General features: G+C 50.0%; 15 protein-coding genes and 1 pseudogene. 1 reads left to right on the forward strand and 15 read right to left on the reverse strand.

Features of this window, described 5'->3' with window-relative positions:
• Window positions 1-48: 48 nt before the first annotated feature.
• Window positions 49-693 (reverse strand): DUF2268 domain-containing putative Zn-dependent protease, encoded by a 645-nt coding sequence (locus RHD99_RS13345; protein ID WP_309874400.1) that lies wholly within the window; start codon window positions 691-693, stop codon window positions 49-51.
• 162 nt (window positions 694-855) lie between these two features.
• Between RHD99_RS13345 and RHD99_RS13350 the strand changes: the two genes are divergently transcribed.
• Window positions 856-1755 (forward strand): GNAT family N-acetyltransferase, encoded by a 900-nt coding sequence (locus RHD99_RS13350; protein ID WP_510183658.1) that lies wholly within the window; start codon window positions 856-858, stop codon window positions 1753-1755.
• 432 nt (window positions 1756-2187) lie between these two features.
• Here the strand turns inward: RHD99_RS13350 and RHD99_RS13355 are convergent, their stop codons facing one another.
• The 14 genes and pseudogenes from RHD99_RS13355 to RHD99_RS13420 all read right to left on the reverse strand — a co-directional run bounded on the left by RHD99_RS13355 (window position 2188) and on the right by RHD99_RS13420 (window position 15366).
• Entirely contained in the window at window positions 2188-3975 is a 1788-nt protein-coding gene (locus tag RHD99_RS13355) for an ABC transporter ATP-binding protein (RefSeq protein WP_309874402.1), read from the reverse strand.
• 127 nt (window positions 3976-4102) lie between these two features.
• The gene (locus tag RHD99_RS13360; protein ID WP_309874404.1) at window positions 4103-4822 is read right to left on the reverse strand and encodes a hypothetical protein; all 720 of its coding nucleotides are present in this window, start codon (window positions 4820-4822) and stop codon (window positions 4103-4105) included.
• A complete protein-coding gene (locus RHD99_RS13365; protein ID WP_309874406.1) occupies window positions 4803-6323 on the reverse strand; it encodes a type 2 lanthipeptide synthetase LanM in 1521 nt (506 codons plus the stop codon). The genes RHD99_RS13360 and RHD99_RS13365 overlap by 20 nt, the downstream gene beginning before the upstream one ends.
• Before the next feature lie 75 nt (window positions 6324-6398).
• Window positions 6399-6575, reverse strand: a complete 177-nt coding sequence (locus RHD99_RS13370) for a hypothetical protein (RefSeq protein WP_309874408.1) — start codon at window positions 6573-6575, stop codon at window positions 6399-6401.
• Window positions 6576-7482: 907 nt separating this feature from the next.
• A complete protein-coding gene (locus RHD99_RS13375; protein WP_309874409.1) occupies window positions 7483-7920 on the reverse strand; it encodes a nuclear transport factor 2 family protein in 438 nt (145 codons plus the stop codon).
• Window positions 7921-8170: 250 nt separating this feature from the next.
• Window positions 8171-10864, reverse strand: a complete 2694-nt coding sequence (locus RHD99_RS13380) for a conjugative transfer ATPase (RefSeq protein WP_309874410.1) — start codon at window positions 10862-10864, stop codon at window positions 8171-8173.
• Window positions 10864-11262: a TIGR03751 family conjugal transfer lipoprotein gene (locus RHD99_RS13385; protein WP_309874411.1), complete on the reverse strand. Its 399-nt coding sequence runs from the start codon at window positions 11260-11262 to the stop codon at window positions 10864-10866. Before RHD99_RS13385 ends, RHD99_RS13380 begins: the two co-directional genes overlap by 1 nt.
• The gene (locus RHD99_RS13390) at window positions 11262-12644 is read right to left on the reverse strand and encodes a TIGR03752 family integrating conjugative element protein (RefSeq protein WP_309874412.1); all 1383 of its coding nucleotides are present in this window, start codon (window positions 12642-12644) and stop codon (window positions 11262-11264) included. The genes RHD99_RS13385 and RHD99_RS13390 overlap by 1 nt, the downstream gene beginning before the upstream one ends.
• A gap of 1 nt (window position 12645) precedes the next feature.
• Complete coding sequence (locus RHD99_RS13395; protein WP_309874413.1) at window positions 12646-13473, reverse strand: TIGR03749 family integrating conjugative element protein; 828 nt, start codon at window positions 13471-13473, stop codon at window positions 12646-12648.
• Window positions 13470-14119 (reverse strand): annotated as a pseudogene (locus tag RHD99_RS13400) (PFL_4703 family integrating conjugative element protein). The gene RHD99_RS13395 and the pseudogene RHD99_RS13400 overlap by 4 nt, the downstream one beginning before the upstream one ends.
• Window positions 14116-14412, reverse strand: coding sequence for a TIGR03750 family conjugal transfer protein (locus RHD99_RS13405; protein ID WP_309874414.1), 297 nt, complete (start codon window positions 14410-14412; stop codon window positions 14116-14118). The pseudogene RHD99_RS13400 and the gene RHD99_RS13405 overlap by 4 nt, the downstream one beginning before the upstream one ends.
• Window positions 14413-14474: 62 nt before the next feature.
• Window positions 14475-14813 (reverse strand): TIGR03745 family integrating conjugative element membrane protein, encoded by a 339-nt coding sequence (locus RHD99_RS13410; RefSeq protein WP_309874415.1) that lies wholly within the window; start codon window positions 14811-14813, stop codon window positions 14475-14477.
• 11 nt (window positions 14814-14824) lie between these two features.
• On the reverse strand, window positions 14825-15058 hold the full coding sequence (locus RHD99_RS13415) for a TIGR03758 family integrating conjugative element protein (RefSeq protein ID WP_309874416.1): 234 nt from the start codon (window positions 15056-15058) through the stop codon (window positions 14825-14827).
• Window positions 15055-15366: an integrative conjugative element protein, RAQPRD family gene (locus RHD99_RS13420; protein WP_309874417.1), complete on the reverse strand. Its 312-nt coding sequence runs from the start codon at window positions 15364-15366 to the stop codon at window positions 15055-15057. The genes RHD99_RS13415 and RHD99_RS13420 overlap by 4 nt, the downstream gene beginning before the upstream one ends.
• Between the last annotated feature and the right edge of the window lie 42 nt (window positions 15367-15408).

Raw genomic sequence — 15408 nt, forward strand, 5'->3', positions numbered from 1 at the left:
CTTCCATTGCCATAATAATGGATTCAGCGATGTCTTCCTGAGTTGTGGCTATTGAGTTTGAATAAATGTTCTAAATTCCTCTGCGTTTGCACTCACAAGCATTGACGCACGTTGATTCGGATTAGCTTGCAGGTAGCTGGAAACCAGCTTGAATCCTGCGGTATATCCCAGCCATCTGGGCAAATTACCCGTTCCGAAAAACCACGCATTGTGATCGTAATCTGTGCGATCCCAGTTTTCATAAAGCCGTAGGCCAACATACTGGACTTCTTCCGCATTTAGTCGCTCCCAGGGTTCAGGTTCTCCGCCATATAACTCAAGGGCAAAATGTCCTGCAAGCCCTTCGGACACAATCGCTTCACCCAGAGAAAAGCCATACCCCGGTCCTGCCCACCTTGCAGCATGATGTAATTCATGGGCAAACATCCGCTCCAGGGATTCATTGTAATTAGAGCAAAATGCAGAATTTTCAGGATCAACCGTGATATACACAACTCCTGGTTCAGGACTATATCCGAGGTGACCTTTCTCAGGAATAACATGAGAGCCAGCTTTCACGATAATATCCAGAGAGGGAAGCTTCATCAGCATATTTGCTCTTGTGTATGCTTCTGTCAGGCAAGTATTAAGCCATTCACGGTGAGCGGTCAGTTTCTCCTGTGCATTTAATATATGAAGGATCATATGTGACATATTGTTGCCCCTAAAAGATTATCGAATGCCTCATAGTGTGAAGCGGTCGTTATACTTGGGAAAAAGCATTGAGTAACATCGTTCGAAAGTGTCAGACTACCCTCTGTTAAACTACGATGCCAAGTTTTACATTTAATTCCCTGATTACTGGAATAACGTCATATGGTTAAAATGAGTGCATATATGTTTTCACAATACGGCACAGTTCCTTTACCTCACGATATTCTTCGTAAGCACATTGAACAATGGATATCAGTGCAGGAGAACAATTGCATCGATAAAGCCTTTTCTGCGCAGTTCCCGTGGCGTGAAACAGGTTTATCACAAGATTACTTCTTACAGCGCAAATTATGCATCGAAGGAAAAAATTTCTTGACTGGGCCTCGTTACATGGGTGGTGATATTAACTGCCCTTTCATTGATATTGTTGCTTCTGACTCTGATGTGGATAAAGATGTATTCCGGGTTATCAGTAAAGAATGGGCAGAAATGAAGCCTCAACTCATTCGAATACTCACACCCGGACACCAGAAACCACTGGGCACGGTAGACCAGCTTTTCTATGCCTCTCCACTTTCCAGCGCTTCTCAACCACAGAGTGACAATTCAGTGAAAGTGAGACTTGCCACCTATGCAGAGCTTAGCTGGTGCCGGCAATCTCTGAGTGAGGCATACCAGAATACATGGTCTACTAATCCTGGCTTAGCTGGTAGTCTATTCGCCATTGATGACGATGAACTTGGAAGCCATATCTCGGCAGGTCATGCATATGTCATAATGGAGTATGGGGTACGAGTTGGTTTGATAATTTGTGAGGAAGGAAAAACAGTCTTTCTACCGAGTTTTCGTATTTCCGAAGAATTCATCCTTCCTGCTTTTCGCGGGCGGTCTCTGGCATCTAGAGCCCAGCGAATATTATGTAGACATCTTTACCATACCACTCAGAAGGTGTCTTTACTAACGGGATCAATTATCCCCCAAAATTTGGCGTCTATAAAAGCAGCAGAAAAAGCAGGACGAACTTGTATTCTCAGATATCACTTTATTCCTGTAGGGATCTGAGAGCCAGAGACAAGTTTTGATACTTCCGCTCTTGGTGCATTGGGGAAGATCCGTTGTCCGTCCGCTTCACACCCTGAGCTTCCTGCGAGGCTCTGAGGGCAGCATTGCGCGAACAGCGGAAGTTGGCAGGTAACATTAACGGCATAACAATTATCCCCTGCACTTGCTGCGGAGACGATGATGCACAAGGCAAGACGGCATAAAAATAGCTACGGGGAATATCACCGGCAATTAAAACGTTGGATGAAACTACACTAGTGTAGGTGTTGCCAGAATTCACCAACGGGACAAGCGGTGAAAGTGTGCAGTCGATCTCTCATGAATTTGGCGTAGCGAAACTGTAGTTGTAATTGTGGTGCAAAAAACATACAGGCTTTGAGTTGAAAATAACTTTTCAAATATCAAAGCCATTAAGTAGGAATTAATGCAAGATCAAGTTACAGCGCCGTTTTCTACGTCATGGTTCTCATATTGCTCACGTTGTAGCCGCAGTAATTCGTAATATTCGCCACAAGCAAGTTCCAACTCAGCAGGAGTTCCTCTTTCAACAATTTCCCCTTTTTTTAGTACGATCACTGAGTTTGCATGTTTTACGACACCGAGACGATGGGTTACCATAACTGATGTTTTTCCCTGAACTAGCTCAGCAAATTTATTGAATATTTCGGCCTCAATGCGTGGATCCATTGCACTGGTTGGCTCATCTAAAATAATCAAATCACCAGAAGCATAAAGCGCTCGAGCCAGAGCGAGACGCTGCCATTGACCACCCGAAAGCTCGGTGCCAGCGTATTCTTTGCCAAGCAGGCTGTCAGCTTTGGTGCCCTCATCCAGATTAAACTTCGCTTTCCTACAAGCCTCTATAAAAGCAATATCGTCATCTGCTGAAGGATTAGCTGTAAAAGTGACATTTTCGCGGATCGTTAATGTGTAGTGACCAAAATCCTGAAATATGGCACTTAACTGGTTTCTCCATGTATGAATATCAATGTCAGCAATATCCACTCCGTTGCAAGTGATCCTGCCTGAAGTCGGCAGATATAAGCGGCAAAGAAGTTTTATTAGCGTGCTTTTCCCTGCACCATTTTCACCAACAATGGCAAGGTGGTCACCCGCCTGTATGCGCATGTTGATATTCCTCAGCACATAATGTCCGTTCTGGTAGGCGAAACATACATCTTCAAAAACAATTTCATTTATTGGGAAAATATCTTCGTCACAATGGGAAATGCTGTAATTAGCGGCAACCGATTCGAGTTCTCGCAAACGAGAAAAGAAGCCAAAGCAGACACCTAAACTTGCAAACGAGTAGACCATCCACTGACAGGACAGACCAAAAAATGAGATTGACTGAATAGTCCCTAACAGACCACCAAAAGAAATTTTGCCTGTGGAAAGATAATCAATGAACCAGAACATGACCCCCAAAGCGGACCCTAAATACAGCAAATTCCAGGGTTGCGGGCGCATTAACTGCCTGCCTCTGACTTGGTTGAGTTCACTCTCTAGCTCATTAAATGCCTGCTGGTGTTTTTCAAGGAAAAAAGCAGAAAGATTGAACAGCCGTATTTCTTTTGCGAGTTTTACATCCAGCAGTACGGATAAGTAATACTTAATTAACCTTGCGGATGTACCCTTCCCCAGCATCGCTTTGAAGATATCGATCTGGGAGTATGCAACAGCAAACGTTACAGGGATCAAGGGGACAAGAAAGGCGAGCGGAAGCCACCAAGTTACAGATGCCAACACCAGCGAAAGGGATAGAAGCGTTAGTGTTCCTCTGAAAATATCAACCAAGTTAACCAGTAAATTCAGTGGTCTGTGAGCAGCTTCGCGAGACAGTACTTCTAATGTGTCATGGATATCCGGCGACTCAATCAAACTCAGGTTATCAATTCGGCTTGCTGCTTCCATGATTTTCCGTTGTGTCAGAAATGTTGCTTGCGAATTTAAAACACTTTGCATCGTGCTTGTTATAGGTGCCAGGATGCCTGGAATAACAAAAGTGAGAGCCCAGAGCATTGCGATCATAAGCAGCCCTGTATGATCATTGCTACTGATAATATTACCAAGCTCAATGCTTGCTATAACCCCCAATGTAGGAAGGATGCTCTGAGCCGCAATAAGCAAAATAAAGCCACCTGAAAGCCAAGGCGAACTTCTCAGTAAGAGAGAAAGTGAATACATTACCAACTGCAACTTATCGTTAATTTTTTTCATAAAACCCCTTCCAGCTTGATAGGATGCCCTGAAGAAGTGCTGATAACTTGATCATAGTGCCGAGGTACTTGGATCGTGAGAGGAAGGGCATCTCGTTGTTCATTTCTGAAGTAAGATGAGATCATCTTCACATCAAATGTTTTATCATCACGTCTTTGGCAAGCCTGGGAAATACGATACGTATTAATTTTTTTCCATCAGGGGTGGCAAGAAAATTCATATCATCAGAAAATATTGCCAGGGCGGTGATATCCCCCGAGTAATTAGAGTTTTCAACAAAACGCTGACAAAGTGAAGAGTAAGATAACCATGAGTTTTTAGTCGCGTGAAAATTATGGCAAATAACTAAAACATTCTTATAATTCTCATTCGTAATTAAGGATAACTTTTCAAATAAAAGATTCTCCCTTAGCTCCGGTGTAATTAAATCCATTGTATGATTTAAACTTTTATCTTTATCCAGAAGTTTAACCAAAGCAGGAAAGCTCATCATTTTTTTGATCTTAGAAATGTAATTTGAGTGCTCTTTTAACGAAAGAGGGACATCAATTCCAAAGACATCAAACTCCCGAGGTATGATTTCTAAAAAAGAAATACATTCCTGAGAGCGCATCCACCAATATGTCGAAAAAGATAAATGTTGATGCGATATGTTTTTATTAAAGGATTTCCTCTTCAGGCTATACAAAATTAAATCAACAGTAGGACACTCGAATACGACTGCCGTAGGTTCCGTGAGAGGAATTTTTTTTAATACATTCATTCTAAATGGCCATGATTCATCTGAGCCATGGCTATTTTGTCCAATAAATGAAAGCTGCTGGTTACTATTGTCTGATGTGTACATTCATGCTTTCTCTAATCAGTTCACGCTGCCGTTCAATGTAACACGGTGGCCTAGTGAAGTTTGATTTCACTTGCTCAAGTGGAGGAGCAATGAAAAAATCAGGAATTACCTGCCCGCTTCCGGTCATTATTGATGTTGAGTGTATATCCATTTGAAAAATAGGAACGTTATAATGAATCAAACTTTCTGCTTCATATGGTATTAATTCGGCAAAGCGTGGGTGAGCACCATCATAATGTAAATACTCATTAATCAATACGCTGAATTTTTCATCGATATTCAAACTTGTTCCAGGGTGAATGATTTTATTAATAACAAGCATGTAGTAAGCAGTAGTCCTGATGAGATAACGAGGTTTCATTGTGGTTGTTTTTCCGAGGAGCGAAATTATTTCACTCGCATGAGAAAGTAGTTTTTCGTATCCATTTTCGTATCCTAAAATAACATTATCAATGTAATCATCGGGCAATACAGGATTACCTCCGTGGTGAGGGTAGTTATGTGTCCTCTTTAGAAAACCTTGCTCATAGTGAACCTGGATTTGTTCACTTCCATCATTAACTGCATGTGGATAAGTATATGATTGAAAAATGTTGGTTACAGCAGTTATAGCTGAAGTATGACCTATGCCGTTGCTGAGAACTTCTGGACTTTGAAGTAACCCGCTTTGATAAATAGAACTTTCATAATCGGGATCATCTGAAAAGAAATACTGAAAACTCGTTTCTGAGTCAATAAAATAAACACGATTCTTGTCTACGATAAAATTATCAAAATGACAATCATTTATATTTAATAAGTCTGCCAGTGCCAGTATATTCCCATATTGGGTATAGACCTGTTCAGCATTTTCTGGAGCTGACAGAGGCTGATTAGGAATGAATTTCTGCCATATGTGCGTTTTCATGCTAAGCGTTTCTGGGCAGACGGCTTTAAGTCCTGAAATATTGCAAATTTTATTGAGAACACATTCAATTTGTGCATCACGAGGTTTATACACAACATGTTGATCATTGACAGTTAACAGCACTGGTTGTTGGCCATTCTCATGGCGGTCGCCACCGAGAATATCAATAACCCCAGTATGAATCACTGATGGAAAATAAAAATTCTCCGTCAGTAAAGCTTTATCTTTCAATAGCCGATCTGAAAATATGTCCAGACACTGCAATGTAGATTCGCAGACATGCGCAGCAAGTTTTTCCACAAATTCATTCTTACCTCTTATACTTTCCCTCCACTCTTCATCACTATTTTTAAAATATTGTTTGTATCGATCTGTAGATGAAACCTCCTGCTCTAGAAGCCATTTGTCAAAGGAAACAACAAAATCTGGCAAATATATCTGATCCAGTGTTTCTGCGAGTTGCCTCAGCACGCCAGAATACTCCCATCCAAGCAAACCTTTTGACGACAAAAGCATTTTCAACCGGGAGTCAAATGATTGCAAATGGGGATAGAATAAATATGCACGATATGGTTCTGTAACATGATATTTCATTTCCCAGCTCCAACCTGTTTGGTGGCCATTTTACTTTAAGGGTGGCACCAAATAGTGCCACCGCTTAGTATCATTTTAAATAAAGAACTCTTCAGAAACCTCTTCAAGTTCTTTAATCAAAATATCTTCGGCACTAATGTATGGCCCTCCACCGCAGTCGCAAGTACCGCTAGCGCAATCCTTTCCACTATTTGCCATATAGCCACGAATTTCAGATATTTTTTTCGATGTTACTTCTACGATACGTTCCATTATTTACCTCAACATGTTTAGTGATGATTAGTGTTAATTATGGTTTCGCGAAGTACTACTTGTGTGCACGTATTAATTAATAGCTTAACAGTATTTATATTTTTATGTGTCATGTCACACTTTCAATTATTTTGCCAATAAGAGTAGGAATGTACATACAAACTCCTGTCTATTAAACTGCTAATAGAACAATCCTATTGCTTTGTTTTACCTTGTTTTTTTATTTCATTTCATCATGGAATAATAGCGATATTTAGAGTGCGAATAAAATTCATTTTTCTATTTATTGAAATAGATACGCTTTAAAAACTCACGGGCAATACATTTGAATTGAGATTATTCTTAATTACAGTTTACAAAAAACATTACGTGCATTTATTAGAAACTAAAGCACCTGGAAACATTTATTCCTATATCCAACAAGCATCAAAGTGCGTGTTTCAGCACCTGAAACTTATCATTAATTCTGGATACTATCAGCACCGTTATATTCGGCAGCTATTGATCAAAATGTGGGTGTTGCATTAAATAATAAAAATTCAATTTTTTCCCTGGTGGGAGCCCCACTACGCTGCATGGATAATAGTTGTGTTAACCTTATTCGGCAGACACAGAAAATCGGATCAGCAAAGGAAGAGTGGGTTACTAATGAGATCAATGCAAAGTGATCTTCCCCTGCATATATGGACATGCACGCAACAAATGAGTTGCACTAAACCAACCACGGTTGATGCTGCAGATTTGTAGGCATCAACGCCCTCTTCACGCCCACTGCGGCCTTATCAACAACAACGCCCCTTACGGAGCGTTGTGCGTTTTGTGTCATCAGTTCGCATTCAGCGCCTGGTAATACTGTAAACGTTATGTCCGGTTAGCCCATGCATCGGGGTGTACAGCATCTACCCACCTATTGCTGAGGTAACTTATACGCCTGGCGGGCTAGCAACTTCCATTGTCCGGCACTGTCTTTTTCCATGACCAGCATCACGCCAATTTTAACTTCACCCGCCGGTTTACCATTGTCATGCGTTTTTGCCTCCAGAGTATGGCGGACGATAGCGACATCCCCGTCAACCTGAACGGTTTGACCGCTAAAGTTCAGTGTCTGAAATCTGGACTCCCCTGTCACAATCGCATCCACAAATTCGGCGTTATTTTGAATTTTTCCGTTTGAGTGACCATAACTCAGGGAAGGCAGACCGACTTTGTCCAGGCTGGTCTTTTCACCGCTGAGCATCGCAAGGCGCATATTTTCCACTGCTTCGGTCACCGCTTTAACATCGGTACTTTGTGCAAAGCAGGTGCTGCTTAACAGCAATAACGCCGTACAGAATAATTTTTTCACGTTTATCTCCATTTATAAGTACTCAGGTCAAAGTTGACCCTCCGTTGTTCCTGGTTCCGAAAGTCGTGACAACAACAAAATCCCATGGAGGACAGCCAATGCCAGACATCAGATAAATAAAACAGATATCCATAAAAAACAAAATTGTATTTTATATATTTACGCTTCCATGTGAACTCGTTCACAATTCGCTGTAAATAAGCCGTTGGCGCTTCAACAGCGAAAACTTAATGCTGTCAGTGCATGATTTTTATCCACTCAGCCCTCTTTGTCTGTCGAGTCTGCGTGCCACCAGAATCGCCGCATCCAGTTCGCTGATCCCCAGCTCGTGCATCAGTTGCGCCCGCTCGGCTTTCTCATGTTTCTCCGTCATGCCGAGTGCCAGATACAGGCTCGGCGGTACCACCCGGAACAGCGCTTCCACTTTGCTGGACAGCACCACGCCCTCGGTGTATTTATCCGGTGCCTTGCGGGCGGACAGCAGCAGTTCTCGCTGGGCCTCACTCGGCGTTTTGAACCGTTCCAGTTGCTCAACCTCTTCCGGGGGCATCACCAGCAGCTCCCACCACTCAATCATGTTCAGCAGCTTCTTCGCCTCATCCGGAAAATCACTGAGGTTTTGGGTGGCGAGCCACAGCCAGATCCCGAGTTTGCGCCACATCTTCGACCCTTTGGTCAGAAAACGGGCCAACAGCGGGTTGACGGTGATGATATGCGACTCATCGGTGATGTTGACGATGGGACGCGCCAGGTGCTGGTCACGTTCACCGAGGTTGTTGATGTGGTTAATCAGCGAGATATAGCTGATGGCAAGCTGGGCTTCGTATCCTTCGCGGGCAAAGGTCGCAAGATCAACCAGCGTGATATCCGCCTCCGGCCAGGCCTCCCCCTCGCGGTTAAACAACTCTCCTTCAAAGCCGGTGCAGAACAGGTTCATGGACTCTGCCATCTCATAGGCGCGGTTCCGACGACTCTCCGGCAGCGCATTGTCTTTTGAAAGCGTAAACAACGCATCACGCACATCTTGCGTCAGCGTCTGGCGCATCGCCTGGTGGCAATGCGTGGCAGCATCAATAATCGCCTGGCGTATCATCGCCCGGTCAGGGCGGGTCAGTCGCGCATCTTCCCGCAATTCCCCACCAGTTATCATTAGTCGTGCCGTGATTTCCATCTCACCGAGAATATCGCGCGGATCGTCGCCAGTTTGCTCGCCACTGTCTTCCTCATCCGGCAATTCCGCGCTGACCGCCTCCCCGACCAGCCGCCACGCATCCGCAAACAGCGGCAACGTGACGCCACTGCCGGGCCGAAGGCTGATGTTGTTCACCGTCAGCCCGTGGCGTTGGGCATAATCCGCCATCAGACCAAAGCTGTTGCCGGCGTCGATGATAAACAGGCGCGGGCGATGCAGCGCCATCAGTTGAGCGATTTTCCCGTTGAGAGTGGCCGACTTCCCGGCCCCGGTGGGGCCCAGTAACAGCAGATGGGCATTTTTCGTCCGGTCGGCTTTGTTAAGCGGATCAAAATCCAGGGGCTCGCCGCCGCGATTAAAGTAACTAATACCGGGATTTCCGGTGCCGGTTTCCCGCCCGAACACCGGCAGCAGGCTGGCAATATGCTGAACAAAACAGAAGCGGGTATACAGGTGACGTTTATCGCGCGCCGGGTCAAAGCTTGCCGGTAACCAGCGCAGCCAGCTGGCGAGTGGAGCCACCTCATCGCCTTCTGCTACCGGCACCAGGCCGGCGTTGAGCAGCACGCTGTTAAGCTCACGCGTCTGTGTGTCAAGCGCCGGCACATCGTCTGCAGACAGGTAAAAGGCCAGCGTACTGCGGTAGAGCTTGTGGCCGTCCTTGAGCCAGGTTTTCACCTCCTGGCAGTCCCGGCGGGTGTACTCCGAGTCGGTGTTTTCCCCGATGGCCCGGCCAGACAGACGACTGAGATGTGACTCCAGCCGGTCCTGCGGATGCACCACCATCGTCAGCGACAAAATGGCTGACACCGGCAGCAGATCAAACAGGGCATTCATCGCATCTCCCCGCCGCTGTTCACCGGTCAGATGGCCGGGGCGCGGGGCTTTGCGCAGGCGGTCAACCACCACCACTTTGTGGGGGCGATTATCCAGATACCAGAGTCCTGTTTTCGCATCTGACACCGGTTCGCTGAACAACACTGATTCAGCAAAATCGCCCAGCAGGGGTGCTGCCGCCGCATCAGGCACATCGGGTTGTGTCACCGTGCGGTAAAACGCCTGACGCTCATCAGTGTCGGGCGCCGGATTAAACCAGCGCACCAGCCAGTGGCGGATGGCGTCGCCAGTTTGCCGTGTCGCGGTCAGCCCGGCGCCCGCGAGTGCCGACACCAGCCGTTCACCGGTATTATTGAGCGCCTGCTCTGCCGTCAGGTCATTTCGTGTCTGGCTGGCAGGCAACCAGCGATAAATCACCATCCGGGTTCGTCGTCTCTGCCCCCGCCACGGTGTGTGGGTCACCGCATCGTCGAAAAAGACGCCGTCCGGACGACCGAGCCCCTGCAGATGGGTGGCCATTTCGGCAAGCCAGGCTTCGGTGAACACCGAGCCCTGCGCCGCCGGTGTCACGTAATCACGCAGTTGCTGCAGATAGCCACTCAGGTCGTCTTCATTCTGGCAAAAGAACTGCACCACCCACGGATAGCTGTCCCGTTCGTCAAAACTGTCCTGCAGCGCATCCTCGACAATATCGCGCACCCGCGCCAGATAGTGCGCTGAACGCCCTTCGGTGCCGATGGGGCGAATGTCATACACCGCCGCCACCGAGCGCCCGTCTTCCAGCAGCAGCGTCTGCGAGTCCGGCTGAAATTCCACCCACGGCAGCAAATCAGCAAAAAACGGCCCTTTCTGATACGCCGCATCCACATCCTGCTCTGTCCGTCTGCCGGTGCGGGGCCGCGCGGTTGTCGGCATCACAACCCCTCCGTACGTTCACCCGGCAGCGCGTAATGCACATTGCGGTAAAACGCAAACACTGTGCTGTAGCCCGGCACCGGCACACCTTCCCCGCCAGTGAGATGCGGATACACATACATCACCATATCGGGGTCGGGCAGGCGACTGAACTGCGCGGTGATTTCACTGGCGGCGGTACGCGTATAGCCCTTCAGCACCTGTTGTGGGTTTCCGGTGAGCGGACGGCGCAACAGGCTGCGCGCGTCAAAAAGTCGGTTTCCGCTGCCGGTCTGTCGCGACCATAACGACAGCATGGTGGTATTTTCATCCACGGGCAGTAGCGTTTTTTGCGAGGTGCTGCATCCGCTAAGCCCTGCCAGCAGTATGCTGAAAATAAAAGCGTGTTTTATTTGCATCAGTCCAGTCTCCGGGAAGTGTCAGCAGCTTGCGGGTATCTGACGCGACGACCCTGCGTCTCATAATCGATAGCGAGCTGGCGGGTGATATGGATAGCGACCGGATGGCCGGGCGGCACATAAATGGCATCGAACGTCTGCCCGTAACGCTGTTTAAACCAGTCGGCAGACTCTTTCAGCCCGCCGCCCAGCGCCTGACCCAGCACGTACTGCCCGCTGCTGCCGGTCACCGCCGATGTTACCGCCCCGCCCTCCACAAGCGTCGTGGTCTGCCCGTTGGCAAACGCATCGGCGGCCGCTGCTGAGCCTGCCAGCAGAAACTGTGAACCGATATATTCACCGGCATTGGATTTACGCTCACCGGGAATGCACGGCAGTCCGCTCGGGTCGGACAGCCAGCCAATTTCGCTGTCCGGCACTTTTTTATTGCCACTGTAAGCTTTATTTTCCACACCCGGCAGGGTACGGATCGTGCCGTCACGGAACACAAAGGTGATGGAATGCACGTGCCCACGCACGCACGACAGCGTCCAGTCACCCGACGCGCTGCCGGACATCACCGCCCCTTCCACATCGGGTAACGTGATGCCGTTAGCAATCAGGTTATCGCGCCCAATCAGCACCTTAAACGGATACGGATCGGTGACGGTGCCGTCCATCGGCACGCGCCCCAACAGCGCGGTCATGGCAACCGAGCCGGTCAGCGTGCTGTTTTGGGCCAGCGTGAACACCGTTTGCACTTCCTCAACAGGCGACGTGTCTTTTTGCTGCTCACTGGCGGGATTTTCGCCCGCCAGACCAAAAGTGCCAGGAAATCTGACCGAAGGCGTATTTTGCCCTTGTTTATCGACCGGCAGCGCATCCGCAGGCTCCACCCAGCGCACAGCATCGGCTGGCAAACTTTGCTCATCGAGCCCCAGCCCGGCGGGTATCGTGTCACCGGATGAAGAGGACGCCGGATTGAGTTGGTTCAGCTTTTGCTCGAAAGTCTCCAGCAACGAGGCCTGCTGTTTTTGCATCTCACCGCTGAAGCTCTCCCGCTCACGACTCAGCGCCTGGTTTATCCGGCTTTCCACGCCAGAATCGCGCTCCCGCAGGTGCTGGTTCTCTTTTATCAGCGTCGCGCTGTCGGCACGCACCGCCGCCATCTCTTTACGATACTGTTTCATCTGCCCCACCAGCGTCGCCACGGTGTCGCGGGGCGTGTCGCCGTCAATGCCCAGCGCCCTGAGCTCATCCGCACTCAGGTCAGTGACCACGACACCGTCTTGCCCTGACGGATTGTGACCCGAAGAGTCGCAGGATTTCAGGCCGATAAAACCGGCGCCCGCCAGCAACAGAGGGCCGAGAATTTTCAGCAAAGGGTTCGATTTCAGTTGCATGTTATTTGCCCTCTTTATCCGGTGCAGCAGGCTCCGGGATGACGGATGTATCGGCCCCGCCTTCGGTGACCAGATACACCACCGTGGTGTCCTCGGGTGTGCCTTTAGCGCCGAGCCATCTGTGTTGAAAGGTTGCGGTCAAAAACTGCCCCTGCAGGGCACGGGGGTCAAGGTCAATTCGGGCTTGTCTCTGGTTTTGCAGCTTCACGGCGGTTACCGTCAGCGCCCCCTGTTGCCACGCCGCCAGCGGTGCAGCCGTCACCGCCTCCGTAGGGAGCAAAGTGGACACCACTGCGGGCAGGCGCACCGGAACAGGCGTAATGCCATTGAGGGGTTCGACCGTGCGCAACGGAGCATAAAGGCTCTGGGCGGCGTAGCGAGTCAGCACAACCGGCACCGGAAGCCCGGTGGTCGCAGCCATCCGGGAAGTGCTGGCCTCCTCTTCGTCGGCTTTCACCGCCTTATCGTTCCTGTACACCGCCTCGCCATAGCGCAGCTCAACAGGCTCCAGTTCATCGCCGGCAGCAGCGCTGATATCGAGCAGGATCAGTTCACCGCTGTCCATATCGACCAGTTGCAGACGGGTGCGCGAAAAATCATCGCGGGCCAGCAGATACACCGTGCCGCCGCTGCTCTGGATGCGCAGTTTGTCATCAAGAGCAGCCGGATAGCCGACACGGACATTGCGATTAACAAAAATCACCCGTTCATGCCCGGTGTGCAGCACCACCGGCAGCGGCAGACGTTGCCACTGCACCAGCTCTGTGGCGCTCAACCCCGCGTGATAGCACGCGGCCAGCAACGGCAGCAGATATCGTCGATTCATCATGGTGTTGTCTCCGGAACTGAAGGGAGTGGGCTGGCTTCCAGCTTGTGTGGCTGCCCGTCGAAACAGTTCAGGGCCAGACCCCAGGGATTTTTTTGCGCGTCCACGTCATAGCGCACTACATTCAGCGGATAACGCACCAGCGCCCGCTTGACCGGTTCGTCGTGGAAGTATTCATCCACCGTCAAATCCAGCGACACAGTCCAGTTGTCGCGATCGTGAACCTTCACCCGCGTGTTCTGAAAACCCCGTCCGGGGATCTCATATATCCCGCGCACGCGGTCACGCAGCTCCCCCGGTCACGGCGCAGACGAAAATCCGCCTGTAACTGTGCCTGGCAGGCGGGTGTCAGATAAACCGCGAGTGCGGTGAGGTTACGCGGGTAATCGACCTCCCCATTAAGCGGCCAGCGGTTAAGTTGCTGAAAGATATAAAAACTGAAGGCGTAAACTTCGCCCGGCGGCACCTGCCACCAGGGGCGCGTACTGCCCGCCCGTAGATCCGGCGGGTTATGGATCGTCAGTTTTTCCGGTGCACGTTGCCAGCCGTACCACAGACCGACACAAACCAGCAGGACGGCCCCAATCACCAGGCGTAGCGTCAGAATATGTGCATCCCGCGCCGCCAGAGCGTGCTTAAAGCGGCTCATCGCGCCCCACTCCGGCGAATAACCCAGACGGCACTGTGTTGCACCAGTTTGGGGTCGCCAAACCCGTGACGCGCAAGCCTGGCACCGAGGCTGCGGTACAACCACGTATCCGGGCGACCGCGCTTCACCCGGGCCAGATAACGTCCCCCCGTAAGCACCAGCAACACCGCACCGGCCAGCGCGCCGGTGGGGATCATCGCCCACACGCTCAGCGCGATAGAGGGGAAAATCCCCATACTGCCGCCGAAAACCAGGCCAGCGGACAGCGCGATAAAGAGCTCCTTGGTGCTCATCCCGCGAAACACTGCCGGTTCGCGGTTCAGCCTGTCGGGCAAAAACTCAATGGTCAGCGCCATTACAGCACCTCTCCGGCCTGCGTCAGCAGCCAGATAATCACCACCAGCAAAATGGCGCCGACACCGGACATCGCTCCCAGATCCTTCCACTGTTTTTTGCCGTTCTGGATCTCCGAATAGGTGGAAACACAACTGTTAGCGACCACCAGAAAAGCCACCGCACAAATACCCAGCGACATCAGGACCACCATGTCGTAACCGTAATTTTTAAGCGTATCCATGATGCCGCTGCCCTTACCGCGCGACGGATCTTCCAGTTGCGGCAAATCCGCCCGGGCCGACAGCGATACGGCGGTAAAGGAGAGCACCAGGGTGCGTATAAGATGATATTTATTCATAACTTTTCTCCTCAACTGAGCACCAGCCAGAAGCAGACAAGCAAAAGCAACATCGTACGGGCGACGATACTGCCAAGCTGCTTCAGGGAAATGGTGCCACAGGCAAACGCACGATAAGAGCGCAGACACACCCACGCAGCCCAGACAAACAGCCCGGCACACAGCAGGCCGAGCAGAACCGTATTCATTTCCGCAGGCTTCGCCGAACTGCCTGCCCGAAAGGCAGTGATTTGCTCGTCAGTCATGGAGCCTGCTCCTGGCGATACAGTCCCATCAGCGGCAGTACCGTACGGGGCTGGGCCCGGGAAGGGCTGAGATAGTGCTCAACGCCGGTTCGCATCGCGCGAATGTCGGCATGTGCCTGTGGGTAATCGAAGAAAAAACGAGAGCCTGCCGTAAGGGAAGCCTGTCGCTGCGCACGTTGCAGGGTCGCGTTAAGCTGATCAAACTGCCTGAGCAGCAACGCGAGGCTCTCCTGTTCGGTGGCCGGTGTTGCCATGGCTGCTCCTGCCAGCAGCAGGCCTGGCAGCAGAAGATAAGGCGAGATTTTCATATGACACTCCGGTGGAGACAAAGGAGAGCGTCAGAATGGGGC

This window comes from Buttiauxella selenatireducens (assembly GCF_031432975.1).
GTDB lineage: Bacteria > Pseudomonadota > Gammaproteobacteria > Enterobacterales > Enterobacteriaceae > Buttiauxella > Buttiauxella selenatireducens.

What these genes read in the sequence shown, in the direction of transcription:
- RHD99_RS13345 (WP_309874400.1), bottom strand. Translation starts at nt 693, where the DNA reads ATGTCACATATGATCCTTCATATATTAAATGCACAGGAGAAACTGACC.
- RHD99_RS13350 (WP_510183658.1), top strand. Translation starts at nt 856, where the DNA reads ATGGTTAAAATGAGTGCATATATGTTTTCACAATACGGCACAGTTCCT.
- RHD99_RS13355 (WP_309874402.1), bottom strand. Translation starts at nt 3,975, where the DNA reads ATGAAAAAAATTAACGATAAGTTGCAGTTGGTAATGTATTCACTTTCT.
- RHD99_RS13360 (WP_309874404.1), bottom strand. Translation starts at nt 4,822, where the DNA reads ATGTACACATCAGACAATAGTAACCAGCAGCTTTCATTTATTGGACAA.
- RHD99_RS13365 (WP_309874406.1), bottom strand. Translation starts at nt 6,323, where the DNA reads ATGAAATATCATGTTACAGAACCATATCGTGCATATTTATTCTATCCC.
- RHD99_RS13370 (WP_309874408.1), bottom strand. Translation starts at nt 6,575, where the DNA reads ATGGAACGTATCGTAGAAGTAACATCGAAAAAAATATCTGAAATTCGT.
- RHD99_RS13380 (WP_309874410.1), bottom strand. Translation starts at nt 10,864, where the DNA reads ATGCCGACAACCGCGCGGCCCCGCACCGGCAGACGGACAGAGCAGGAT.
- RHD99_RS13385 (WP_309874411.1), bottom strand. Translation starts at nt 11,262, where the DNA reads ATGCAAATAAAACACGCTTTTATTTTCAGCATACTGCTGGCAGGGCTT.
- RHD99_RS13390 (WP_309874412.1), bottom strand. Translation starts at nt 12,644, where the DNA reads ATGCAACTGAAATCGAACCCTTTGCTGAAAATTCTCGGCCCTCTGTTG.
- RHD99_RS13395 (WP_309874413.1), bottom strand. Translation starts at nt 13,473, where the DNA reads ATGATGAATCGACGATATCTGCTGCCGTTGCTGGCCGCGTGCTATCAC.
- RHD99_RS13405 (WP_309874414.1), bottom strand. Translation starts at nt 14,412, where the DNA reads ATGAGCACCAAGGAGCTCTTTATCGCGCTGTCCGCTGGCCTGGTTTTC.
- RHD99_RS13410 (WP_309874415.1), bottom strand. Translation starts at nt 14,813, where the DNA reads ATGAATAAATATCATCTTATACGCACCCTGGTGCTCTCCTTTACCGCC.
- RHD99_RS13415 (WP_309874416.1), bottom strand. Translation starts at nt 15,058, where the DNA reads ATGACTGACGAGCAAATCACTGCCTTTCGGGCAGGCAGTTCGGCGAAG.
- RHD99_RS13420 (WP_309874417.1), bottom strand. Translation starts at nt 15,366, where the DNA reads ATGAAAATCTCGCCTTATCTTCTGCTGCCAGGCCTGCTGCTGGCAGGA.